This is a genomic window from Neisseria sp. HMSC065C04 (assembly GCF_001815375.1).
GTDB lineage: Bacteria > Pseudomonadota > Gammaproteobacteria > Burkholderiales > Neisseriaceae > Neisseria > Neisseria flavescens_D.
In genome coordinates this window covers 89,532-113,370 of record NZ_KV820396.1, presented here as the reverse complement: position 1 = coordinate 113,370, position 23,839 = coordinate 89,532, and the positions used below count along the sequence as shown (strand labels likewise).

The 23,839-nt window shown below is 47.7% G+C and carries 22 protein-coding genes; 11 read left to right on the top strand and 11 right to left on the bottom strand.

From position 1 onward, the window contains the following. Nucleotides 1-199 precede the first annotated feature (199 nt). From HMPREF3022_RS02975 to HMPREF3022_RS02965, 3 genes are all read right to left on the bottom strand, one after another. Nucleotides 200-967, bottom strand: coding sequence for a TatD family hydrolase (locus HMPREF3022_RS02975; RefSeq protein ID WP_070765116.1), 768 nt, complete (start codon nucleotides 965-967; stop codon nucleotides 200-202). A gap of 12 nt (nucleotides 968-979) precedes the next feature. After that, on the bottom strand, nucleotides 980-1,963 hold the full coding sequence (locus tag HMPREF3022_RS02970; RefSeq protein WP_049331580.1) for an asparaginase: 984 nt from the start codon (nucleotides 1,961-1,963) through the stop codon (nucleotides 980-982). A gap of 66 nt (nucleotides 1,964-2,029) precedes the next feature. After that, nucleotides 2,030-2,692 (bottom strand): DedA family protein, encoded by a 663-nt coding sequence (locus HMPREF3022_RS02965; RefSeq protein ID WP_049331579.1) that lies wholly within the window; start codon nucleotides 2,690-2,692, stop codon nucleotides 2,030-2,032. Nucleotides 2,693-2,941: 249 nt separating this feature from the next. Here HMPREF3022_RS02965 and ubiD point away from each other — a divergent pair, with 249 nt between their 5' ends. Then, complete coding sequence (ubiD, locus tag HMPREF3022_RS02960; protein ID WP_049331578.1) at nucleotides 2,942-4,420, top strand: 4-hydroxy-3-polyprenylbenzoate decarboxylase; 1,479 nt, start codon at nucleotides 2,942-2,944, stop codon at nucleotides 4,418-4,420. Between the two features lie 267 nt (nucleotides 4,421-4,687). Here the strand turns inward: ubiD and HMPREF3022_RS02950 are convergent, their stop codons facing one another. The 4 genes from HMPREF3022_RS02950 to nirK form a co-directional block, all read right to left on the bottom strand. Further along, entirely contained in the window at nucleotides 4,688-6,781 is a 2,094-nt protein-coding gene (locus HMPREF3022_RS02950) for an AsmA family protein (protein ID WP_070765115.1), read from the bottom strand. 176 nt (nucleotides 6,782-6,957) lie between these two features. Further along, the gene (gene rpsO / locus HMPREF3022_RS02945; RefSeq protein WP_036491726.1) at nucleotides 6,958-7,227 is read right to left on the bottom strand and encodes a 30S ribosomal protein S15; all 270 of its coding nucleotides are present in this window, start codon (nucleotides 7,225-7,227) and stop codon (nucleotides 6,958-6,960) included. Between the two features lie 209 nt (nucleotides 7,228-7,436). Then, complete coding sequence (locus HMPREF3022_RS02940; protein WP_003745813.1) at nucleotides 7,437-8,192, bottom strand: formylglycine-generating enzyme family protein; 756 nt, start codon at nucleotides 8,190-8,192, stop codon at nucleotides 7,437-7,439. Between the two features lie 173 nt (nucleotides 8,193-8,365). Further along, entirely contained in the window at nucleotides 8,366-9,535 is a 1,170-nt protein-coding gene (nirK, locus tag HMPREF3022_RS02935) for a copper-containing nitrite reductase (protein WP_070765114.1), read from the bottom strand. A 399-nt stretch (nucleotides 9,536-9,934) separates the two neighbouring features. Here nirK and HMPREF3022_RS02930 point away from each other — a divergent pair, with 399 nt between their 5' ends. The 3 genes from HMPREF3022_RS02930 to HMPREF3022_RS02920 all read left to right on the top strand — a co-directional run bounded on the left by HMPREF3022_RS02930 (nucleotide 9,935) and on the right by HMPREF3022_RS02920 (nucleotide 14,148). Further along, nucleotides 9,935-12,190 carry a nitric-oxide reductase large subunit gene (locus HMPREF3022_RS02930; protein ID WP_049344039.1) on the top strand — a complete coding sequence of 752 codons (2,256 nt, stop codon included), beginning with the start codon at nucleotides 9,935-9,937 and terminating at the stop codon, nucleotides 12,188-12,190. A 95-nt stretch (nucleotides 12,191-12,285) separates the two neighbouring features. Next, nucleotides 12,286-13,185, top strand: a complete 900-nt coding sequence (gene prmB / locus HMPREF3022_RS02925; RefSeq protein WP_003745819.1) for a 50S ribosomal protein L3 N(5)-glutamine methyltransferase — start codon at nucleotides 12,286-12,288, stop codon at nucleotides 13,183-13,185. A gap of 225 nt (nucleotides 13,186-13,410) precedes the next feature. Continuing rightward, on the top strand, nucleotides 13,411-14,148 hold the full coding sequence (locus HMPREF3022_RS02920; RefSeq protein ID WP_070765113.1) for a toxin-antitoxin system YwqK family antitoxin: 738 nt from the start codon (nucleotides 13,411-13,413) through the stop codon (nucleotides 14,146-14,148). A 49-nt stretch (nucleotides 14,149-14,197) separates the two neighbouring features. Here the strand turns inward: HMPREF3022_RS02920 and HMPREF3022_RS02915 are convergent, their stop codons facing one another. Next, nucleotides 14,198-14,758: an adenine phosphoribosyltransferase gene (locus HMPREF3022_RS02915; RefSeq protein WP_003682296.1), complete on the bottom strand. Its 561-nt coding sequence runs from the start codon at nucleotides 14,756-14,758 to the stop codon at nucleotides 14,198-14,200. Nucleotides 14,759-14,926: 168 nt separating this feature from the next. Here HMPREF3022_RS02915 and gmk point away from each other — a divergent pair, with 168 nt between their 5' ends. From gmk to HMPREF3022_RS02900, 3 genes are all read left to right on the top strand, one after another. Then, nucleotides 14,927-15,544, top strand: coding sequence for a guanylate kinase (gene gmk / locus HMPREF3022_RS02910; protein WP_070765112.1), 618 nt, complete (start codon nucleotides 14,927-14,929; stop codon nucleotides 15,542-15,544). Between the two features lie 52 nt (nucleotides 15,545-15,596). Further along, complete coding sequence (gene rpoZ, locus HMPREF3022_RS02905) at nucleotides 15,597-15,803, top strand: DNA-directed RNA polymerase subunit omega (protein WP_003682294.1); 207 nt, start codon at nucleotides 15,597-15,599, stop codon at nucleotides 15,801-15,803. Between the two features lie 106 nt (nucleotides 15,804-15,909). Next, nucleotides 15,910-18,066, top strand: coding sequence for a RelA/SpoT family protein (locus HMPREF3022_RS02900; RefSeq protein WP_070765111.1), 2,157 nt, complete (start codon nucleotides 15,910-15,912; stop codon nucleotides 18,064-18,066). A 123-nt stretch (nucleotides 18,067-18,189) separates the two neighbouring features. Here the strand turns inward: HMPREF3022_RS02900 and HMPREF3022_RS11505 are convergent, their stop codons facing one another. From HMPREF3022_RS11505 to HMPREF3022_RS02890, 3 genes are all read right to left on the bottom strand, one after another. Further along, on the bottom strand, nucleotides 18,190-18,351 hold the full coding sequence (locus tag HMPREF3022_RS11505) for a hypothetical protein (RefSeq protein WP_141756484.1): 162 nt from the start codon (nucleotides 18,349-18,351) through the stop codon (nucleotides 18,190-18,192). 75 nt (nucleotides 18,352-18,426) lie between these two features. Continuing rightward, a complete protein-coding gene (recX, locus tag HMPREF3022_RS02895; protein WP_070765110.1) occupies nucleotides 18,427-18,888 on the bottom strand; it encodes a recombination regulator RecX in 462 nt (153 codons plus the stop codon). A 97-nt stretch (nucleotides 18,889-18,985) separates the two neighbouring features. Further along, nucleotides 18,986-19,699 (bottom strand): phosphoglycolate phosphatase, encoded by a 714-nt coding sequence (locus HMPREF3022_RS02890; protein ID WP_070765109.1) that lies wholly within the window; start codon nucleotides 19,697-19,699, stop codon nucleotides 18,986-18,988. 421 nt (nucleotides 19,700-20,120) lie between these two features. Between HMPREF3022_RS02890 and HMPREF3022_RS02885 the strand changes: the two genes are divergently transcribed. The 4 genes from HMPREF3022_RS02885 (at nucleotide 20,121) to HMPREF3022_RS02870 (ending at nucleotide 23,785) form a co-directional block, all read left to right on the top strand. After that, nucleotides 20,121-21,386: a Glu/Leu/Phe/Val family dehydrogenase gene (locus HMPREF3022_RS02885; RefSeq protein WP_070713104.1), complete on the top strand. Its 1,266-nt coding sequence runs from the start codon at nucleotides 20,121-20,123 to the stop codon at nucleotides 21,384-21,386. Nucleotides 21,387-21,546: 160 nt separating this feature from the next. After that, a complete protein-coding gene (locus HMPREF3022_RS02880; protein WP_070504422.1) occupies nucleotides 21,547-22,362 on the top strand; it encodes an FKBP-type peptidyl-prolyl cis-trans isomerase in 816 nt (271 codons plus the stop codon). 97 nt (nucleotides 22,363-22,459) lie between these two features. After that, on the top strand, nucleotides 22,460-23,086 hold the full coding sequence (purN, locus tag HMPREF3022_RS02875) for a phosphoribosylglycinamide formyltransferase (protein WP_070765108.1): 627 nt from the start codon (nucleotides 22,460-22,462) through the stop codon (nucleotides 23,084-23,086). A gap of 30 nt (nucleotides 23,087-23,116) precedes the next feature. Next, nucleotides 23,117-23,785, top strand: a complete 669-nt coding sequence (locus tag HMPREF3022_RS02870; RefSeq protein WP_070765107.1) for a DUF3108 domain-containing protein — start codon at nucleotides 23,117-23,119, stop codon at nucleotides 23,783-23,785. The last annotated feature ends 54 nt before the right edge of the window (nucleotides 23,786-23,839 follow it).

The window sequence follows — 23,839 nt, the reverse complement described above, 5'->3', positions numbered from 1 at the left end:
ATACTTTTTATCAATCAAAGGGAAAATACGGTGTTAAAAAGCCGAGATGACGGAGTGAACGATATTTTGTGCCAAAAACATTTTTTCAGACGGCCTTGTATCGCTTTTTATTCATGAATATGGGGTAGGGAGGGCAGAGTGTGTCGGTTTGGAAACGAAATGGCCGGGCAAGGCTTTTTGATGCCTTGAGGTCGGCATATCAAGGGAAAGTATGGAGCAGGGAATCCACGTTTTGCTCGGTTATTTCAGCCAGTTGCGCCAGCGGTACGCCGCGCAGTTCGGCGGCAATTTTGGCGATACGGCGGATGTTGGCTGGTGTGTTGGTTTCTTGGCCGAGCATAAAAGGGCTGTCGGTTTCGAGAACGAAATCCGTGTCATCTAAGGCTTGTAAGGCGGCACGGACTTTTTTGGCATTGGGATTGAGTAGCAGCGAGCCTATGCCGATTTTGAAGCCGAGTTTTACCAAAATTCGCGCTTCTTCTACGCTGCCGGAGAAGGCGTGAACGATACCGCCTCGTGTGAAACCGACGGTTTTGACGGCGGCGGCAATGGCGGCGGTGGCTTTCAGATTATGGATGATGACGCGGCGGTTGAGGTTTTGGGCAAGGATGAGTTGGCGGATAAAGACGTCGGTTTGCGTGTCGCGTTGCGCTTGGGTTTGCTCTTTGCCATAAAAATCCAAGCCGATTTCGCCAACCCATGCTTGCGGATGCCGGATTAATTCGGACTCTAATTCTTGGAATGCCGCCTCGTTGAGGCCATCTGAAAACCACGGATGAATGCCCAAAGCGATATGGATGTTTTCAGACGGCCTTTCCAACTGCGCAACTGCCTGCCAATCATTGGGAGATGTAGCCGGTACGATAAAACGTACCACGCCGGCGGCTTGCGCTTCGGTAAGCACGGCAGGCAGCGTATCGGCAAGTTTGGGGTCGGCAAGATGGCAGTGGGTGTCGGTGAAAGTCATATTTAATGGCGGTTACAGCAGATTTAATTGTCGCAATTCTTGTTGCACCTTATCTGCATTCCAGTCATGAGATACGGCGAGGGTCATCAGCGCAGTGGCAGTTTCGAGATTGCATTTGCCGCCGTTGATGATACCTGCCTGACGCAAAGCATCGCCTTGGGCATAGACGGCGGCGGCGCAACCTTGCGGCACTTGGCTGATGTTGAGCAGCAACTTGTCTTGTTGCGTAAAGGCTTGGACGGCTCGGACAAACGCATCGTTGCTCGGCGCATTGCCGTGGCCGTAGCTTTGCAGGATTAGGGCTTGGGTGGAAAGATGGGGCAGGCCGTCTGAAAGTTCTTGCGCGGCATAACCGGGAATCAGCGTGCGGACGGAAACTTTGGCTTCGGGATTTGGAAGACGCGGATTGAGGCTGTCTGAATGTTGGGTCGGGGCAATATGGATATTGTGCCAACCTTTGTTTTCCTCCCATTCGGCGAGTGCGCCAAAATGCAGGTTGTCAAAACCTGCGGAGGTCTCGGTGCTGACCTTGCTGCTGCCGACGGCGGAGAAGAGTTTGCCGTCAAAGGCAATGGCCACTTGTTTGAGCTTGAGCGAGAAGGCGGAAACGGCGGTGGCAAGGTTGCGCGGCGCATCGCTGTTGGCGGCATCGTAAGGCCATTGCGATCCGGTCAGGATAACGGGTTTGTCTAAGCCTTGCAGCGAAAGGGCGAAGAGGTTGGCAGTGTATGCCATGGTATCCGTACCGTGTAGCACCAAAATGCCGTCATAGTCAGGCAGTTTGGCAATAATAAGCTCCAGCCAGTTGCGTTGGTTTTGCAGCGTTACCGCGGAAGAATCGATGAGCGGCTGGCAAACGTGCCATTTGAAATCAAGGCCGTCTGAAAAGGGGGCAAGGGCTTTATTGACGAGGGCGGTGTCGGGACGTAGGCCGGCGCTGCTTTGGGTCATGCCGATGGTGCCACCGGTGTAGAGGACGAAGATTTTTTGTTTCATGGTGTTTCTGATGAATGATTGAGGCCGTCTGAAAGCGGGGAAGTGTTTCAGACGGCCTGGAATGGTTTATTGATTGGCTTGTTTTTTGGCTTTTGCAGCACGTTTTTCATGCAGTTTTTCACGGAAGAAGGTATGGCGGCGGTGTTTTCTCCACCAAATCCAGCCGACAATGACTGCGCCGATGCCCAGTACGGTAAAGATACCGGATTGCAGGCTGTGCATTTTTTTCATCAGCCAGTCGGTATTGCGTGCGCCGTATTCGCCCAGATAAATCCAAACCGGAACAGAAATCAGCGCGGCCAAGCCGTCCATCAGGATAAAGCGCAGGTAGGAAACCTTGCGGCTGATACCGGCGGTCACGAAAACAGCGGTACGCAGGCCGGGCAGGAAACGGGCGACGAATAAAACCCAGTTGCCGTATTTGTCGAATTTTTCCTGTACTTGGGCGTAGCGTTTGGGCGTCATCACGCGTGCAATCGGTTTGAATTTAAGGATTTTTTGCCCCCAAATCCGGCCGGCTGCAAACATAAAGCCATCGCCTGCCAATACGCCGAGCATACCGACAAGAAACATAAAATGAGGGTTGGTATAACCCAGGCCGGAAATCACGCCGCCGGTTACCAGTGTCAAATCTTCAGGAATCGGCACGCCGAAGCCGCAAATAACCAAAACGAAAAACACGGCCGCATAGCCATATTCAACGAAAAAAGATTCTAAAATAGCAAACATGGCCGCTGTCCCACGATAGATATTGATTGATGACTGGATTGAGTTGGAATTTTACCAAAGATAAGGCCGTCTGAAAGCAATCACAAGCAGATATTGTTTAAATTTGACGGTAGTTTGCAAAAAATCTCAAAATTCGGACGTGGAAAGTTGGGATTTGAACAGATTTGGCAGGTACAATAGCCGCTGGTTTATCTTTCAAACCCGAAATGGCAGTCTGTTTTCAGACGGCCTGTTCAGGAAAATGAAATCATGAAATACAGAGATTTGCGAGAATTTATCGCCGGATTGGAAGCTGATGGCAAACTCAAGCGCATTCAGCATCCGGTGTCGCCGCATTTGGAAATGACCGAAATTGCCGACCGCGTGCTGCGTGCCGAAGGGCCGGCGTTGTTGTTTGAAAACCCGATTAAGCCTGATGGTACGCGTTATGATTATCCCGTGTTGGCGAATCTGTTCGGCACGCCCGAACGTGTGGCGCTGGGCATGGGTGCGGACAGCGTATCCAAGCTGCGCGAAATCGGGCAGACCCTGGCGTATTTGAAAGAACCCGAACCGCCCAAAGGCATCAAAGACGCGTTTTCCAAACTGCCGTTGTTGAAAGACATTTGGAGCATGGCGCCGAACGTGGTGAAAAATGCGCCGTGTCAGGAAATCGTGTGGGAAGGTGAAGACGTTGATTTGTATAAACTTCCGATTCAGCATTGCTGGCCGGAAGACGTTGCGCCGCTGGTAACGTGGGGCTTGACCGTCACGCGCGGACCAAACAAAAAACGCCAAAATCTCGGCATTTACCGCCAGCAATTAATCGGCAAAAACAAGCTGATTATGCGCTGGTTATCGCATCGCGGCGGCGCGTTGGATTATCAGGAATTTCGCAAACTCAATCCCGATACGCCGTATCCCGTCGCCGTCGTGCTCGGCTGCGACCCCGCTACCATTTTGGGCGCAGTAACGCCCGTTCCCGATACCTTGAGCGAATACCAGTTTGCCGGACTGCTGCGCGGTTTGCGGACGGAACTGGTGAAATGTATCGGCAACGATTTGCAAGTGCCTGCACGCGCTGAAATCGTGTTGGAAGGTGTGATTCATCCAAATGAAACCGCGTTGGAAGGCCCATACGGCGACCACACCGGCTATTACAATGAGCAGGACCATTTCCCTGTGTTTACGGTCGAGCGCATCACCATGCGCGAAAACCCGATTTACCACTCTACCTACACGGGCAAACCGCCCGATGAACCCGCCGTTTTGGGCGTGGCGTTGAACGAAGTGTTCGTACCGCTTTTGCAAAAGCAGTTCCCCGAAATCACCGATTTCTACTTGCCGCCCGAAGGCTGCTCCTACCGCATGGCGGTGGTCAGCATGAAAAAACAGTATGCCGGACACGCCAAGCGCGTGATGATGGGCTGCTGGTCGTTCCTGCGCCAGTTTATGTACACCAAATTCATCATCGTAGTCGATGACGATGTGGACGTGCGCGACTGGAAAGAAGTTATCTGGGCGGTCACCACGCGCATGGACCCTGTACGTGACACTGTTTTGGTAGAAAACACGCCCATAGATTATCTCGACTTCGCCAGCCCTGTCAGTGGACTCGGCGGCAAAATGGGTTTGGATGCGACCAACAAATGGCCGGGTGAAACCGACCGCGAATGGGGGCGTGTGATCAAAAAAGACCCTGCCGTTACGGCCAAAATCGATGAGATTTGGGAGCGTTTGGGTTTGTAGATGTCGGATTTATTGGAATTTCTACTTCAAATATTGATGGAAATAATTAGGTCTATGTTGGAGGGTACGATAGAAATATTGAGGCTCGATTGGAGAAAAAGAAAACTCTCCAAAAAAGGCTTGATAATGTTGACTATATGGTTTGCCATTATTGTTGCACTAATTATTTATATGGTCATTACTAAGTAAACATCTTATTTTGACAATGTATCTGATAAAAGGCCGTCTGAAACTTTTTGGGTTTCAGACGGCCTTTGATTTGAAAACCTAGCGCGGTTTGAGCCACTTCCATTGTTCTTGTATGGTTTCTTGCAGGGCTTTTTGTTTTTCTGCCGGTGTGTTCATGCCATTGGTCAAGCGGCTGTAATCAAGGGTAATGGAAGGGTTTTGTACGGTACCGCCGATTTTGAGGGGGATCGGTTTGTTTTTGGGTTGCAGTACGTTGCTGATAAGCAGATTCTCGGACAGCTTTTGGGTATTCAAATCGGTATAGCCGCTGCTGACAACGTGCAGACTGTCGGAAAACAGTTCGGTATTGATATGATGGCTGATGCCTTTCTCGATTTCACTATTGAGGATGAAATGATGGAAAGGGGTTTTAAGGTTGCTGTTGTCGATTTTTTCCGAAGAGATGCCGTTTTTCAGAATGCTGTCCATATCGATACCGTGCCATGCGCCGTTGGTAATATCGAGGAGCAGGCTGCCGTTTAGGGCTTGTATCATTTGGGCGCGGTCATTGCCGGTGGTTTTAATGTCGATAACGGCGTCGCCACTGCCGCTAAAGCTATGGAAACCGAACAGGTCTTGCAACAGCGGCTGAATTTGTATGCCTTTTGCGTTTTGCTGAAGGTGGTAGGAAGCAGGTTGGGTCGCCGCAATACTCAGGCCGCCCTCGGTTTTGCCGCCATAAAGCCCGGCTTTGAAACGGTGCAGGGCGATATGTTCTTTATCGGCGGTGAGTAGGGATTCGACGTTTTCTAATTGCAGGCCGGCAGTTTGAATGCTGCCGATTTGGAGGTTGGCCTCAATGTCGGGCAACCATGATTTAGCCAGCAGGGAAGGAAGGTTCAGTGATGGCTGGGTTTTCAGATCTTCCAAGTAAGAGGTCAGATTGAGTTTTTGTAAGGCGATACCAGCGTCAAGGTGCGGACGAGGTTGGGCATCGCGTTGGTATTTAAAGGCCAAGGCAAGGGCTTGTCTGTCAAATGCGCCTTTCAGACGGCCTTCCCATGTATTGAGGCTGAAATTGGCCTGTCCTTCAAGGGTACTGATGAATCGGGGGCGGGGAAGGCGGTTGATGGTGTCTTGCAGGGTGCTAAGGTGTAGTTTTGGTGCATCGATGCCTTTGCCTTTTTGCCAAACCAAAGGGCTGGAAAAGGTAAAGTTGGTTTGGAGACGGTCGTTTTTATGGCTGCCTTTGAGTTCAAAATTGGCGGCGGTCAAAACGGTTGCGTAGAGGTTGGTTTTGTCTAGTTTGAATGAACCGTCCCATTGGTTGTTTTCACTGCCGGCGGTCAATGCGCCGTTGAGTGTGTTGAGGTGCAAATAGCCGTTTTTAAACTGCAAGAGGGGCGAACGTGCGTTGATATGTAAGTTTTGGTAGCCGCTTTCGGCTTGTAGATTGAAGTCGCGGAGTAGGGCGGTTTGGTTTTGCCAATTAAGGCTGCCTGCGATTTGGGCATCCAGCTTGTTTTTGAGTAATACGGTTTGCAGGTTCAGCTTAAGGGCGGGAACACTCCAACCGGCATTGTTGGGTATCAGATAGCCTGAACCCTGCCAACTGATAGGATTGCCGATGTTTTGCAGTGTGCCGCTGATGTCGAAGGGACGGCCGTCTGAATCGGCTTGTTGCAGGGAAAATTGCAGGTTGTTTAAGGCAATATTTTGCTCTTTAGTGTGATAACGGATGCTGCCGTTATTGATGATGATGCGGTTGAGCTGAAAACTTTCTTTTGACGATGGGTCTTGTTGCAGGCAGGCGGGCAGATGGTGTTTTGAGTCCAGTGTCAGTGTCGGGTTTAAAAGAATCCATTTTTCAAGAATGGGGGCATCCGACCATAGGCTGCTCCAGCCAAAGCCCATTTTGGATTCGGCGATGTTCAACGTCGGCGTGTCAGGTTCGGAAGAGGAAAGGCTGAGGTCTTTTAAAATTAGCGTGGGGCGTGGCAGCCATTTTCTGCCGATAGTGGCGTTGTATTTGATTTGGCAGCCATGGGCGGAAAAGTTTTTTTGTATGAATGCGTCGATGTTTTCTGTGTTGAATATGCGGAACATTAAGGCACTCAATACCGCCGCGAGGCATAAAAGCGCGGTAATGCCGAAAACCAGGGTTTTCAGCCAAAATTTTCCTGAGTGCAACATGGAATGAACAGACAATTCAGATTCTCGCTTTGATGGGAGCTTTAAGGAGTGATTGGGAGTTTAAGCCTTGCTGCTTAAGCGTGTGGAAGTATAACACAGAGTGGGCCTATGTTTCAGACGGCATGGGTATGTGAATAAAAACACCGCCCAAAGGCGGTGTTGATTTTAAGCATAAATTATTTACGCAGACCCAGACGGGTAATCAGTGAACGGTAAGTATCAGGCTGAGTACGGCGCAGGTAAGACAGCAGGCGACGACGTTGGCTAACCATTTTCAACAGGCCGCGACGGCTGTGGTGGTCTTTAGGGTTGGCTTTGAAGTGAGGAGTCAGGTCGTTGATGCGGAAAGTCAACAGAGCGACTTGTACTTCAGAAGAACCGGTATCGCCTTCTTTGCGTTGGAAATCTTTAACAATTTGTGCTTTTTGTTCTACGGTCAATGCCATGATGGATAACTCCGAAAATAAAAGAACCTTTTCAGGTTCGGACAAGTTTGCCAAGCCAAGCGACCTAAGCAAACTCCTAAGTGTCTTTTTATAAAGACGGGCGGATTATGCCACAATTTGTCTTTGTGTGCCACATCTTTTCAGACGGCCAAAAAAAGCGGCGATACCTTCCAGTACCGCCAAAGCTGCTTTGGTGATAAAACTAAACTTTATTTGCTTGCGCAGCGGAAGCCTAAGTTATTTAAAACATATTTGGATTGCAGGCTGGTACGGATGCCGTAGCGCAAGAAAGCCGCATAGTTGGATGGGTCGCTTGAGCCTACGGATGCGCCGCTACAGAACATTTGGGTGTTGGACGAGCCGGCTGAGAGTTGGCTGCTGTTAAAGTCTTCAGTCCATTCCCAAATTAGGCCGTGCATATCGTATACGCCCCAGTAGTTGGGTTTGTTTTTACCGATGTCGTGCAGGCCGTTGCGGCCGCCGTCTGCATACCAATCCAAGATGGTGCGGTTGTAGCCGGGTTCGGCAGAGCCGTCTTTTTGAGTGGCAGAAGCCAAGCCTGCAAATTCCCACTCGTCAATAGTCGGCAGGCGTTTGCCTTTGGAAACGCAGTAGGCATTGGCGGCAAACCATGAAACATTGGTTACCGGATGTTTGAGTTCGCTGGCTTTAGGCGCATAACTGTTGCTGCCGTTTTTTACCCAATGTTTCAGGTAAGCTTTTTCAGCTTGTTTAGAGCTGATTTTGTCTTTTTGCCATTGTGGATGTGTTTTCAAAAATTCGGCAAATTCGGCATTGGTTACAGGGTATTTGTCAAGTTGGAAGGGCTTGACTTTAATAAGGGAAGTCTCTTTTTTGAGATAGAGAGGGCGATAGCTGCCTCCTTCGATTTTTACCATTTCGGCTGCAAATGTATTGCCGCAGATTAAGGCACTGCCTAAGAGGAGGAGTCGTATGAGTTTCATGGTACGCCCTTATTATCGTTTGAAAACAGAAAATTTATTTTTAAGATAGCCTAATCATAACAAGGCCGTCTGAAAAATTAATCTGTCTGATTGAATAGGAAGATTAATTGTGATGGAAGCCACTGCGACTCTAAGAGAAGAGTAGCAGTGGCTTGGCGTATTAAACCGAGGGATTATTTAGCGGCTTCAGAAGCAGCAGGTGCGGCAGACGCAGCGGCTGGGGCAGAAGCGGCAGCACCGGCAGGTTGGTAAGCGGTGTCGCTCAGTTTTTTGGTCATGATTTCAGGGTTTTCGTTACCCTCAACTTTCAATTGACCCAAAGCACCTTTGTTGAACGCACGGAAGATAGAGTGGTCAACTATAGTGTAGCTGCCTGGAATATCGACTTTGAATTCGATCATGGCGGCGCCACCGGCAGGAATCACAGTGCTTTGTACGTTTTCGTTAATCAGTTTACCACCTTCAACATATACTTTGTCGAAGATTTCGCCGATAACGTGGAAAGAAGATACCAAGTTAGGACCACCGTTACCAACGTACATACGAACAGTTTCACCAGCTTTGGCTTTCAGGGCGTTGTCACCGGCGATAGAGCCTACGTGACCGTTGAATACAACGTATTCAGGTTGTTCGGCAATGGCTTTGTCCATATCGAAAGGTTGCAGGCCTTGAGCGCCTTTTTTACCTTTAGTATAGAAGTCGCCTTGTACGATGTAGAACTCTTTATCTACTTTAGGCAGGCCTTCTTTAGGTTCAACCAAGATCAAACCGTACATACCGTTGGCGATGTGCATACCTACAGGAGCAACGGCACAGTGGTAAATGTACAAACCGGCTTGCAGAGCTTTAAAGCTGAAAGTAGAAGTGTGGCCTGGGGCAGTGAAAGAAGCTTCTGCACCACCGCCTTGACCGGTAGCAGCGTGGAAGTCAACGTTGTGAGGAACAGTAGAAGAAGGATTGTTAGAGAATTCTACTTCTACGGTATCGCCTTCGCGTACACGAATCATTTGGCCCGGAACGTCGCCGTTGAATGTCCAGTAGTGGTATTCAACACCGTCTTCCATAGTCATGGTTTTTTCGACGGTTTCCATTTTAACGCGTACTTTAGCCGGATGATCGCGATCGATTGCAGGTGGAACTTCCGGAGCGTGAGTCATGATGGCATCGACTACAGGCAATTCTGAAGAAGGAGTCTCGGCAGCAGCTTGTGAGTCAGAAGCAGCAGCAGGAGCTTCGGCAGAAGCGGTGGCAGCCGGAGTTTCAGCTGGTTTAGCAGCTTGTTCGCCGCATGCGGCCAGTGCAAATACAGAAGCGATAAGTGCAGCTAAGGTTTGGCGTTTCATGTTTAAAGTTTCCTTATTGTAAGAAAAGTTAAGTATCCTGATAGGATGGTTTGAAATTTTGTATGATTATGTAGGCGCTTGTTTGGGTGTATTTTGACATAAATCAAATTGTTCAATGAATATGAATCTTTTAATCCTTAAATACTCCTTTAGTAGTATAAAAAACTAAACCGAAAAGTTTATTTTTGTGTGAAAATGTTAGTGTGGGCTTAACACAAAATATAACAAAGGAGGAGTTATACAGGATAATAGGAATCAATATCATGTAAGTTAATGGTTTTAAAGGAATATTATTGACAAAATATTTCTTTACTTTTAAAACCGTGATACAATCTTTAACATTCATATTTGATGAATTAATACCCAACCACTTTTTACCAAAATCAAGGAGTACTCAAAATGGGACAGTACAAGAAGCTTTGGTACTTGCTGTTTGCCGTACTGGCAGTATGCTTTACCATTCTTGGTTATATGGGTAGCGAGGTCTATAAAAAGGCTCCGCCATACCCTGAACAAGTCGTTTCTGCATCCGGCAAAGTCCTGATGACCAAAGACGATATTTTGGCAGGTCAATCTGCATGGCAAACTACCGGCGGTATGGAAGTTGGCTCTGTATTGGGTCACGGTGCATACCAAGCTCCGGACTGGACTGCCGACTGGCTGCACCGCGAGCTGGTTGCATGGTTGGATCTGACTGCGCAAGAAACTTACGGCAAAAAATTTGACGAAGTTTCTCCTGAGGAACAAGCTGTTCTGAAAACCCGTTTGGCTGACGAATACCGCAACCAAAGCCGTATTAAGGAAGACGGTTCTGTCGTTATCAGCGATACCCGCGTGAAAGCGATCGAAAGCATTTTGCCTTACTACCACGGTGTGTACAGCGACGATCCTAAGTTCCAAACCACTCGCGAACACTTTGCAATGAAAAACAACACATTGCCAAGCCAAGAAGCGCGTGAAAAACTGTTCAACTTCTTCTTCTGGACTTCTTGGTCTGCTTCGGCTAACCGTCCTGATGAGAACTTCACTTACACCAACAACTGGCCGCACGAGCCTTTGATCAAGAACGTACCGACTACTGAAAACTACATGTGGTCCTTCACCAGCGTGGTATTGTTGCTGATGGGTATCGGCTTGCTGATGTGGGGTTACTCTTTCTTGACCAAACATGAAGAGGTTGAAGTACCTACTGAAGATCCTATCTCTAAAGTACAACTGACTCCTTCTCAAAAAGCGTTGGGCAAATATGTATTCCTGACTGTTGCGCTGTTTGTCGTACAAGTACTGTTGGGTGGTTTGACCGCTCACTATACTGTCGAAGGTCAAGGCTTCTACGGTATCGATACCGCCTTGGGCTTTGAAATGGCCGACTGGTTCCCATATGCGCTGACCCGTACTTGGCACATCCAATCCGCTATTTTCTGGATTGCAACCGGCTTCCTGACAGCAGGTCTGTTCTTGGCTCCGATTGTGAACGGCGGTAAAGATCCTAAATTCCAACGTGCCGGTGTGAACTTCCTGTACATCGCCCTGTTCATCGTAGTCGGCGGTTCTTACGCAGGTAACTTCTTTGCTTTGACTCACATCATTCCGCCTGAGCTGAACTTCTGGTTCGGTCACCAAGGTTACGAATACTTGGATTTGGGTCGCTTCTGGCAACTTCTGCTGATGGTCGGCTTGCTGTTGTGGCTGTTCCTGATGCTGCGTTGCACCATTTCTGCCTTTAAAGAAAAAGGTACAGACAAAAACCTGTTGGCTATCTTCGTAGCTTCTATGGTTGGTGTGGGTGTGTTCTATGCTCCTGGTCTGTTCTACGGTGAAAAATCTCCAATCGCTGTGATGGAATACTGGCGTTGGTGGGTGGTTCACTTGTGGGTAGAAGGTTTCTTCGAAGTGTTCGCTACTGCCGCTTTCGCATTCATCTTCTATAACATGGGCTTTGTCCGCCGTAGTACTGCCACTGCTTCTACTTTGGCTGCTGCTGCCATCTTCATGTTGGGCGGTATTCCAGGTACATTACACCACTTGTACTTCTCTGGTTCTACCTCTGCCTCTATGGCAATCGGTGCATGTTTCTCCGCTTTGGAAGTTGTGCCTTTAATTCTGCTGGGTCGTGAAGCTTATGAACACTGGTCTTACCAACACCTGTCCGACTGGGCGAAACGTCTGCGTTGGCCTCTGATGTGCTTCGTAGCAGTTGCCTTCTGGAACATGATTGGTGCCGGCGTATTCGGCTTCTTGATTAACCCGCCGATTTCTCTGTTCTACATCCAAGGTCTGAACACTACTGCAGTTCATGCTCACGCGGCTCTGTTCGGTGTGTACGGTTTCTTGGCTCTGGGCTTCGTATTGCTGGTTGCACGTTACCTGAAACCTAATGCTCAATTTGACGACAAACTGATGACTTGGGCATTCTGGCTGTTGAACGGCGGCCTGGTGGGTATGATTGCCATCAGCCTGTTGCCGGTCGGCGTGATTCAAGCTTACGCTTCTATCACTCATGGTCTGTGGTATGCACGTAGTGAAGAATTCCTGCAAATGGAAATTCTGGATACCCTGCGTTGGGTTCGTACTGCTGCTGACTTGATCTTTATCGGTGGTGCTGTCTGCGTTGCTATCCAAGCTACCAAAATCGTATTCAGCCGCGATAAATAATCTTAAGCTGAATTAAATCGAAGGCCGTCTGAAAAGTTTTCAGACGGCCTTTCTGTTATAATTTCAACATTCTTAAATTGACAAGACAAAACATTATGTTCAATCAAGCTGCTCAAGAGCTGACCACTGTTCGCGATTTGCTGCGTTTCGCCGTCAGCCGTTTTAACGATGCCGGACTGTTTTTCGGACACGGAAGCGATAATGCCCATGACGAGGCAGCCTATCTGATTTTGCACACTTTGAATCTGCCTTTGGATACGTTGGAACCTTATTTGGATGCTAAATTGTTGCAAAGTGAGAAGGAAGAGGTGTTGTCCATTCTCGAACGCCGCGCAGTGGAGCATATTCCTGCCGCGTATCTGACGCATCAGGCATGGCAGGGCGAGTTTGATTTTTATGTTGATGAGCGCGTTATCGTGCCTCGTTCTTTCATTTACGAATTGCTGGGCGACGGTATCCGTCCTTGGATTGAACATGATGAGTTGGTGCATCGAGCTTTGGATTTGTGTACCGGTAGCGGCTGTTTGGCCATTCAAATGGCGCACCACTATCCTGATGCACAAATCGATGCCGTTGATTTAAGCTTGGATGCGCTGGAAGTAGCCGCCATCAATATTGAAGATTATGGTTTGGAAGACCGCATCAGCTTGGTGCATACCGATTTATTCGAAGGTTTGGATGAAACATACGACTTAATTGTTTCCAATCCGCCTTATGTCGACGCGGAATCAGTGGAAGCGTTGCCTGATGAATACCTGCACGAGCCGGAATTGGCTTTGGGTAGTGGCGAAGATGGTTTGGACGCTACACGTCAAATCATTCTGCAAGCGGCGAAATATTTGAATCCAAAAGGTGTATTGCTGGTTGAAATCGGTCACAATCGTGAAGTATTGGAAGCGGCTTATCCCGAATTACCGTTTACTTGGTTGGAAACTAGCGGTGGCGATGGGTTTGTATTCCTGTTGACCCGCGAGCAATTACTGGGTGAAGAATAGTTTATTTTGATATAAATAAAACAAAGGCCGTCTGAAAAAGTTTCAGACGGCCTTTGTTTTATAAAAATTTTAATATTTTAAGGAAATACAAATACCTATGGTATGCTGAATATGAAATCCAAGCAGGCTTTGAAACTATGGCTTATAATATTTGTCATAGTTTCTAATGTCAGTAGATTTTTATTACTGACTTTTTGTAGAACATATACTGCCAAACTCCATATTATGAATAATTATTTAAAATCAGGCCTGTTGGCTGCTGCCTTGTTCAGTATGCCCGTTGTCGCCTTTGCCCAGCAACATACCGTTTATTTCAATCAAAACGGTAAACTGACGGCGACCATGCCTTCGGTTGCTTATGTTCGCCAATACAAGATTGAGGCAGGCAAGGCGCAGGTGCAGGATTTTTACTATCCATCGATGAAAAAATATTCTGATCCTTATGAAATACCTGCCGGTCAGATTAAGGTTTTTGTGCCGGCGTTGGATAATGGTACGCTGACCCTGTGGCATTTCAACGGTCAGAAAAAGATGGTTGGCAGCTATCGCAACGGCAAACCGCATGGCGAATGGGTCAACTGGTATCCAAACGGTAAAAAATCCGCAGTAATGCCTTATCAAAATGGACTGAGTGAGGGCGTGGGTTCCCGCTATTACCGAAATGGTGTGAAAGAAAGCGAAATCCAGTTTAAGCACGATAAAGCCAATGGCCATTGGAAACAATGGTATTCAGACGGCAGCCCGAAAACTGAAATGATGATGAGCAATGACAAACCGACGGAGATCATCAGTTGGGATGAAAATGGCCGCATCGTGTCTGAATTGAGTATTCGCAACGGTAAACGCAGCGGCATCATTTTGGATTGGTATGATGATGGTGCGAAGAAATCTGAGCTGGTTTATAAAGACGACCAGTTGGTGAAAAAAACCTTTTGGGATACAGACGGATACGTTCTCGAATAGTTGTGATAATAAAAAACCGCAGGCTGATTGGCTTGCGGTTTTTTGTGTGTTACATACAGCCTTTGTTTTGGCACAGGGTAAATAACGGCGCGCCGCTTTCACGGATTTTTTTGCCGCCGTCCAAGTCGGTAAATTCCAAAATGGCAGCCGCTTCGATTACTTCGCCGCCCAGTTTTCGGATCAGCTCGACACCTGCCAGCATTGTGCCGCCGGTTGCCACCAAATCATCTACCAACAAAACGCGTGCGCCCGGCTTGATGGCGTCGGTATGGATTTCTACCGTTGCTTCGCCATATTCCAAAGCGTAACTTTGAGAAACCGTATCAAACGGGAGTTTGCCTTTTTTACGAATGGGAACGAAGCCGACATTCAGCTGATAGGCCAAAGCCGCGCCAATGATGAAGCCGCGCGCATCTAAGCCGGCAACGACATCAACTTTCTGCCCCATATAGCGGTAAACCAGCAAATCAACCAGCAGGCGGAAATATTCTGCGCTTTGCAAAACGGGAGTAATGTCATGAAACAAAATCCCTTTTTGCGGCCAGTTTTCAATTTTACGGATTTTGTCCGCTAAAGCTTCTACGCCCATTACTTCAGGATGAATCAACATTTCGACATTCCGAAATCAAAAAGTTTTTAACACGCCATTGTAGCGGTCATATGCAAACTTGCCAAATTAATCGATACAATAGCCAAATTTTGCAACATTCCGTCTGAAATTCCGAGAAACATTGTGTTGTGTTATAATTTACAGATACATACCATCGGCTGAACCACCATGCAAAATCATAAAAAAGGCAATATTTACATCATTTCTGCCGCTTCCGGCACAGGTAAAACGACCTTGGTGTCGCGCCTGTTGAAAAATCATGACGACATTCGTGTTTCTATTTCTCATACCACGCGTCAGCCGCGTGAGGGTGAGGCACATGGTGTGCATTACCACTTTGTTTCCAAAGAAGAATTTGAATCACTGATTGAGCAAAGAGCCTTTTTGGAACACGCCAATGTGTTCGGTAACTATTACGGCACCAGCATTGCCGGCGTGAATTCGTTGAGCGAAGAGGGCTATGACGTGATTTTGGAAATTGATGTGCAAGGTGCAGCGCAAGTGCGTAAATCGTTGCCTGAAGCCAGCAGCATTTTCATCCTGCCGCCTTCCTTTGAAGTTTTGGCGCAACGTTTGATCGGCCGTGGTACAGACAGCGAAGAAGTTATTCAAACACGTCTTTCAAAAGCACGTCATGAGATTGAGCAGTCTGTTTTGTTCGATTACGTCGTTGTGAATGACGATTTGGATCGTGCCGAAGCCGATTTGTTCCACATTATTAAAGCAGGCCGTCTGAAAAAATCCTCTCAACAGGGATTTATTTCAAACCTGTTGGAAAATTCCTAAAAAACAGCGAAAATAACCGTTTATTTGAAACATAGAAAGAAAGCAAGCAAACATGGCTCGTATTACTACTGAAGATTGCACAGGTAAAATCCCTAACCACTTCGACCTTACCCTCGTTGCCGCCCGTCGCGCACGCCAGCTCGAAAACGGCAATACGCCTTTGGTTGACGACATCCGCAACAACAAACCAACCGTAACCGCCCTGCGCGAAATCGCAGCCGGACAAATCGGAACCGAGCTGCTGACCCGCAACAAATAAACCAACCGGAAAACCGATAAAACCGTCGCGCGGACTGTATCGGTGCGATATCACAACCGATACAGTCTGACGGCTTAAAAAAATAGCCATAAAAGGCCGTCTGAAAATGCCAGCCCCACTGCCTACCGCCCCCTATGACCCGCTGACAGCAGAAGCGCGCGAGCTTCTGTTTCGCACTGCATCCTATCTCAATACCAATGAGCAGGCCGAGCTTGAAAGAGCCGTTGCCTACGCTTTCCACGCCCATGACGGACAAACCCGTAAAAGCGGCGAGCCCTACATTACCCATCCCCTTGCCGTTGCCACGCAGCTTGCGATTTGGCACATGGATGTTCAAGGCCTCTGCGCGGGCGTTATGCATGATGTATTGGAAGATACGGGCGTAACCAAAGTCGAAATGGCGGCAGAATTCGGCGATACCATTGCCGAAATGGTAGACGGCCTCTCCAAGCTGGAAAAACTCAAATTTGAAGATCATGCCGAGCATCAGGCGGAAAGTTTTCGCAAACTTATCCTCGCCATGACTAAAGACGTGCGTGTCATCGTCGTCAAACTTGCCGACCGACTGCACAATATGCGCACGCTTGGCTCTATGCGTCCGGAAAAACGCCGCCGCATCGCCAAAGAAACCCTCGAAATCTATGCTCAAATCGCCAACCGCATTGGCCTGAACAATGCGTATCAAGAGCTTCAAGACTTATCGTTCCAAAACCTCCACCCAAGACGCTACGAAACCCTGAAAAAAGCCATGGACAACAGCCGCAAAAATCGCCGCGATGTTGTCGGCAAAGTGTTGCGTGCATTCAGTCAGCGTTTGGTCGGTGTCAATATTGAAGCCAAAATCAAAGGCCGCGAGAAAAACTTATACAGCATCCATCAAAAAATGCTGGCTAAAAAGCTGCGTTTTGCCGAAGTAATGGATATCTACGGCTTTCGGGTCATTGTAAACAATATTCCTGCCTGTTATGCCGCGTTGGGTGCATTGCATAATTTATACCACCCCAAGCCCGGCCGTTTTAAAGACTATATCGCTATTCCGAAAAGCAACGGCTACCAAAGCCTACACACGACCTTAGTCGGTCCTTACGGTTTGCCGATCGAAGTGCAAATCCGTACGCGTGAAATGGATGCAGTGGCTGAGGGCGGTATTGCCGGTCATTGGATTTACAAATCCGGTGAAAACACTCCGGACCAAGCCGTCCTCCATATGAACCGATGGATGAAAAATATTCTTGACCTGCAAGCCAGCAGCTCAAATGCCATCGAGTTTCTGGAGCATGTCAAAGTCGATTTGTTCCCTAACGAAGTCTATATCGTTACCCCGAAAGGCGATATCCTTACCTTGCCTAAAGGAGCGACGCCGATTGACTTTGCCTATGCCGTTCACACCAATATCGGTCATAAAACCGTTGCCGCGCGTATCAATAACGTCATGATGCCGTTGCGCACCAAGCTGAAAACCGGCGATACGGTAGAAATCATTACTTCCGAACACGCCAAGCCTAATGTGGCATGGCTGAACTTTACCGTTTCCAGCCGTGCGCGCAGCGCCATCCGCCAATATATTAAAAATCTGAATCGTCACGATGCCGTTGTTTTGGGTGAGAACCTGCTGCAAAAAGCTTTATCCAGCCTGTTGCCTAAAGACATCCTGCTTTCAGACGACCTCAAAGAAAAATATCTTGCCGATTTGAATACCAAACAAACCTCGTTTGAAGAGGTCCTCTATAATGTCGGTATGGGGCATACTTTGCCGGTACACGTTGCCATGCACATTGCCGAGTTGGCGGGCCAACATTTTGGCAGTACAGTCAAACTCAGCCCGATCAAAGTCAACGATCAAGAAACCGGCCGGATTCATTTTGCCGAATGTTGCCATCCGATCCCCGGCGATCCGATTCGCGCCTTATTGGTCAAAGACAAGGGCATGATTATCCACCGTGATACCTGTCAAACTTTGGTCAAAGCCGATCCGGAAGAGCAACTCGATGCGGGTTGGGACAGTTTACGCAATCAAACGTACCGCACCATACTCAATGTCAAATCCGAAGATGCGCATGGTTTGTTGGCCTCAATGGCGCAAGCGATTTCCAATTCCGGTGCGGACATCGAATCTGTCGATACGCCAACCAAAGCGCAAGCAGGAACGGAAGGTTTTGTAGAATTTAAATTCACAATTAAAGTCAAAGACTTGGATCAGGTTAATCAGATTATTCATGCAATGCATGCCAATCCGAATATCCGCAAAGTGATTCGAGGATAATCTCGTTATAAGCAAAGGCCGTCTGAAAGTGTTTTCAGACGGCCTTTTTGATGTTTACAAATAAAAGCTGTTGGCTTCTTTTTAAGAGGGTTTATGGCTTTTTTGTAATTGGATTGGGTTTATTTAATTCAACCAAAAACGGAAAACCAAGAAGAAAACCAAGGCCAAAACGCCGGCCCAAACCAGCAACATGAATCCGGCTACTGCCTGACCCAAGCGGTAAACAGGATTTTTGCGTTCGTCTTCGAGTAGGGGATTGGGTGTATCGTGCGATTTGTCGGACATGATGAAGCTCTGATTGAATTATTGAATAAAAGCGTAAGGGTACGCCGATAGAAGCAAAGATTCAAGTGGGAATGATTATTGATAGAAGTCTTCGTCTTCATTCCACGCGGTTTTTAAGGCCGTCTGAATGGTGTCGGCACCAAAGCCGCGATAGGCAAGGAAACGCGCTTGTTTTTGTTTTTCTTTCAAATCTTGGGCTTCTTGCTTGAATTTTTTACGCAAGACGGAAATGGCGGTTTGCAGCTCGTCCTCCCTATCGGGTAGGAACTCCCGACAGTTGTCTGCATCGATGCCTTGTTGCGCCAAAGCTTGCTTGAGGCGGAGCGTGCCGTAACGGTTGCTCTTGCTGTGAATATAGGCTTCTGCGTAACGTTGGTCGGATTGCCAATTCCGTTCGGCAAATTCATCCAAAACCTTTTCCAATTCTTCTTCGCTTTCAGCGTGGGGAGCCAGTTTGCGTTTCAAGCCGACACGGCTGACTTCCTGACGGGAAAGAATATCCAAGGCACGGGCGCGTAAGGTTTTAGGGGGTCTCATGGGATATGGTGGGAGTGAAGTGACTACATTGAATTACATTTTTAGACGGCCTAATTGGGGAAAATAGCCGAAAAGGCCGTCTGAAAATAAAGCCGAATTATTCTTCGTCTTTGTTTTTTTGTGGTTGTAGATTTTCGTAGATTTCAGGCAGGGCGCGAATCAACAAATCAGGTTTGGTCGCTTTGTCTTGAGAGAGCAAGGTCATGTCGCCGTAGCCGAATGTTACGCCGACGCTGAAGCAACCGGCCGCTTTAGCAGCAATAATGTCATTTTTAGAATCGCCTACCATCAGCATATTGGCAACGTCGATGCCCAGAACTTCGGCTGCATGTTGAAGCGGCAATGGGCTGGGTTTTTTCTCAGTCAGGCTGTCGCCGCCGAGAACCAGGCTGAAGTAGCCGTCGAGATTAAGCTGTTTCAGCAGCTCGGCTGCCAGAATTTCATTTTTGTTGGTAATGACAACCAATGGAATACCCAAGGACTTGAGCAGGCCGAGACCGGCTTCGGTTTCAGGGTAGGGGCGGGTAAAGTCGCTCAAGTGCTCGCGATAATATTTCATAAAGAACACAAAACCTTTTTCCCAGATTTCAGGATCGGCTTCTTTTTCACGATCATTGCTAATGACGCGATGAACCAACTTGCTGATGCCGTCGCCGACATAACTTTCAACCGTTTGGGTAGGCAAAACAGGTAAACCCAAGTGCGCACACATGGCTTGGGCTGCTGCGGCTAAATCGGGAACGGAATCACATAAGGTACCGTCCAAATCAAAGGCAACGGCTTGAACGTGTTCTAAGGCAGCAGTGGTCATTGAGTAGCTTTCTGTCATATTATTTAAGCGCTTATTTTAACATTGTTTGCCTGATTTGCCGATGTTTTGCTGATTCTTTAATGGGATATTTGTTTAAATTGTTAACAATTTTTGCTGGTGTAAGTCTGTCCGTCTGTTGGTAATGTGGAAGGGATTTTGTCAACAAAAAGGGCGGTTTGGTAGGCATTAAAAAACAAAGGGTTTGAGTGTTTTTTTGAATGGTTTGATGAGCATTTATACTAGGCCGTCTGAAAATTTTTTGGTCGGCGTACCGATATTTTCAGACGGCCTCAAACTAAATTTATATATAAATGAATGGATTTGCTTTTTATCGACTACATGCTATTACATTTTTTCCTGTTTTTGTATATAGTAACAAGTATGGCTCTCGTCTAATCATGTGTATGAAAAGGAAAAATACATGTCCGCATCTGCTGTTAAAGAAACACTGAATCCGTTTGAAATTGCACAAAAACAAGTAAAAATTGCCTGCGATCGCCTGAATGCCGACCCGGCAGTATTTGAAATCTTGAAAAAGCCGCAACGTGTTTTGGAAGTGAACTTCCCTGTCAAACTCGACAACGGTACAGTAGAAAATTTCACCGGCTACCGTTCACAACACAATAATGCCGTCGGCCCTTACAAAGGCGGCGTGCGCTTCCATCCCAATGTAAATCTGGACGAAGTCAAAGCACTGTCTATTTGGATGACCATCAAATGCTGTGTAGCCGGTATTCCTTACGGCGGCGGTAAAGGCGGCATCACTTTGGATCCGCGCAATTATTCCGAAGCAGAATTAGAACGCATCGCCCGCGCTTATTCTGAAGCTATTTCTCCGCTGATTGGCGAGAAAATCGACATTCCCGCCCCCGATGTGAACACCAACGGCAAAATCATGTCTTGGATGGTTGATGCTTATGAAAACGTCGTGAAACATTCTGCACCGGGCGTGTTTACCGGCAAACCGGTTGAGTTTGGTGGTTCCTTGGCGCGTACTGAGGCCACCGGTTACGGCGTAAACTTCGCCGCCGTCCAAGCTTTGGAAAAACTGGGCAAAGACGTGAAGGGCGCCACTTACGCTATTCAAGGTTTCGGTAACGTGGGCTACCACACCGGTTACTATGCACACAAAGCCGGTGCGAAAATCGTTGCCGTATCTACTGTTGACGTTGCCATCTACAACGAAAACGGCTTGGATATGGAAGCAATCATTAAAGAATTCCAAGAAAAAGGCTTTATCACCAACGAAGCCGGCTACGGCAAAGAAATCAGCAATGCCGAACTTTTGGCTTTGGAAGTGGACGTACTCGCCCCTTGCGCGCTGGAAAACCAACTGACTTCTGAAAACGCCGGTAAAGTCCGTGCGAAAATCGTGGTTGAAGGTGCAAACGGTCCGACTACTCCTGAAGCAGACGTTATCCTGCGTCAAAATGGCGTATTGGTTGTTCCTGATATTTTGGCAAACTGCGGTGGCGTGGTGGTATCCTATTTTGAATGGGTACAAAACCTGCAAGGCTACTACTGGGAGTTTGACGAAGTTCAAGAGAAAGAAACCGTTGTCCTGCGCCGTGCGTTCCGCGATATTTGGAACTTGGCTCAAGAATACGATGTCGACCTGCGTACCGCTTCTTACATGATGAGTATCCGTCGTGTTGAAAAAGCAATGAAGCTGCGCGGCTGGTATTAATCGTTTGAGCGATAGCTAAGAGTAGGCCGTCTGAAACCTGTTTTCAGACGGCCTTGATGTTTTTGATAAGAGCCTTTACAAATTTTAATCCACCTTGATTCCATTTCAATCAAACTCAGCTATAATCCCTTTTTTTGACCTTTCCGGAAAAGACATAATCATGAACAAAACTTTCAAATTCAGCGCATTGGCTTTGTCTGCTTTGTTGGCACTGACTGCTTGCAACCAAAAAGACACTGCCGCTAAAGATGCCCCTGCTGCTTCCGCAGCTTCAAATGCGACTGCAGATGCTTCTGCCATCGGTTCTACTGCCCAACAAGCCAGCTACGCAATGGGTGTGGACATCGGCCGTTCATTGAAACAAATGAAAGACCAAGGTACGGAAATTGATTTGAAAGTCTTCACCGAAGCCATGGAAGCCATGTTTGAAGGTAAAGAAGTTAAAATGACTGAAGCTCAAGCTCAGGAAGTGATGATGAAATTCCTGCAAGAGCAACAAGAAAAAGCGGCTGCCAAACGTGCTGAAGATGCCAAAGTAAACTTGGAAAAAGGCGAAGCGTTCTTGAAAGAAAACGCGACTAAAGAAGGCGTGAAAACCAGCGCTTCCGGTCTGCAATACAAAATCACCAAAGAAGGCGAAGGTAAAAAACCGACTAAAGACGATATGGTTACCGTTGAATATGAAGGCCGTCTGATTGATGGTACCGTATTTGACAGCAGTAAAGCCAACGGCGGCCCAGTAAGCTTCCCTGTAAGCCAAGTAATCCCAGGTTGGACTGAAGGTATCCAACTCTTGAAAGAAGGCGGCGAAGCAACATTCTACATCCCTGCTAAATTGGCTTACCGCGAAGTGGGCGCCGGCGATAAAATTGGCCCGAACGCTACTTTGGTATTCGATGTAAAACTGGTTAAAGTTGGCGCGCCTGATGCCGCTGCGCAACAACCTGTACAAGTTGACGTACAAAAAGTTCAATAATCCGAATCAAGGCTTACGCCCTTAAACAACGGATAAAAGGCCGTCTGAAAAAATTCCGTTTCAGACGGCCTTTGTTCCAAACAAACAAGGAATTATGATGAAAAATATCGTCATCCTTATTTCCGGACGCGGCAGCAATATGCAGGCGATTGTGAATGCCGATATTCCCAATGCCAACATTGCAGCCGTATTGAGTAACAACGAGACCGCAGCCGGATTAGAATGGGCGGCAGAGCGCGGTATTGCCACCGACAGTTTGAACCATAAAAACTTCGATTCGCGTCTGGCATTTGATCAGGCCATGATGGAGAAAATCGATGCCTATCAGCCAGATTTGGTTGTATTGGCGGGCTTTATGCGCATTTTGACTCCGGAATTTTGCGCGCATTATGAAAACCGCCTGATCAATATCCATCCGTCTATTCTGCCTTCTTTCACCGGTCTGCACACCCACGAACGCGCATTGGAAGCAGGTTGCCGAGTAGCTGGCTGCACCATCCATTTCGTAACGCCCGAGCTGGATTGCGGCCCGATTATTTCACAAGGCATTGTTCCTATTTTGGACGGTGATACTGCTGACGACGTTGCCGCACGCGTGCTGACGGTTGAACACCAGCTTTTCCCGCAAGCCGTTGCCGACTTTGTTGCAGGCCATCTGAAAATCGAAGGCAACCGCGTTTTGAATGCACAACGTAATGCCGCCGGTCAAAGCATGTTGGCTTAATTAAAACACTATACACACAAGGAAAACATCATGAATCCGATTAAAACAACCCTGCTGACACTTTCCCTGCTCACTGCCTCCATCGGCGCACAAGCCGCTGAATTGCCGCAATCTGCCGTTTTGCAATACTCAGGCAGCTACGGTATTCCTGCCACCATGACCTTCACACGCAGCGGCAGCCAATACAAAATCGTCTCTACCATCAAAGTACCGCTTTACAATATCCGCTTTGAATCAGGCGGCAGCATCAACGGCACGACCTTGAATCCGTCTTACTACAAAGATGTACGCGGCGGTAAATTGTATGCCGAGGCCAAATTCTCCGGCGGCAACATCACTTACGGCAAAGCAGGTGATTTGAAAACCGAAAAATCCGGCCCGGCCATGGACTTGTTCACTTTGGCATGGCAACTGGCCGCCAATGACGTGCGCCTGCCGTCAGGTTTGAAAATTACCAACGGTAAAAAACTCTATACCGTCGGCAACATGAACAAAATCGGCAGCGAAAGCTATAAACTGAACGGCGGCACAACGCCTGTAAGCAAATATCGCGTCCGCCGCGGCGACGATACCGTTACTTACTCGTTTGCTTCCGATATCGACAATATCCCTGCGCAAATAAGTTATACCGATGACGGCAAAACCTACAACCTGAAACTGACTTCCGTCAAAATCAACGGTAAAGTAGTGAAACCGTAATCTTTATTTACTCAAACAAGAAGGCCGTCTGAAAAGTTTTCAGACGGCCTTTTA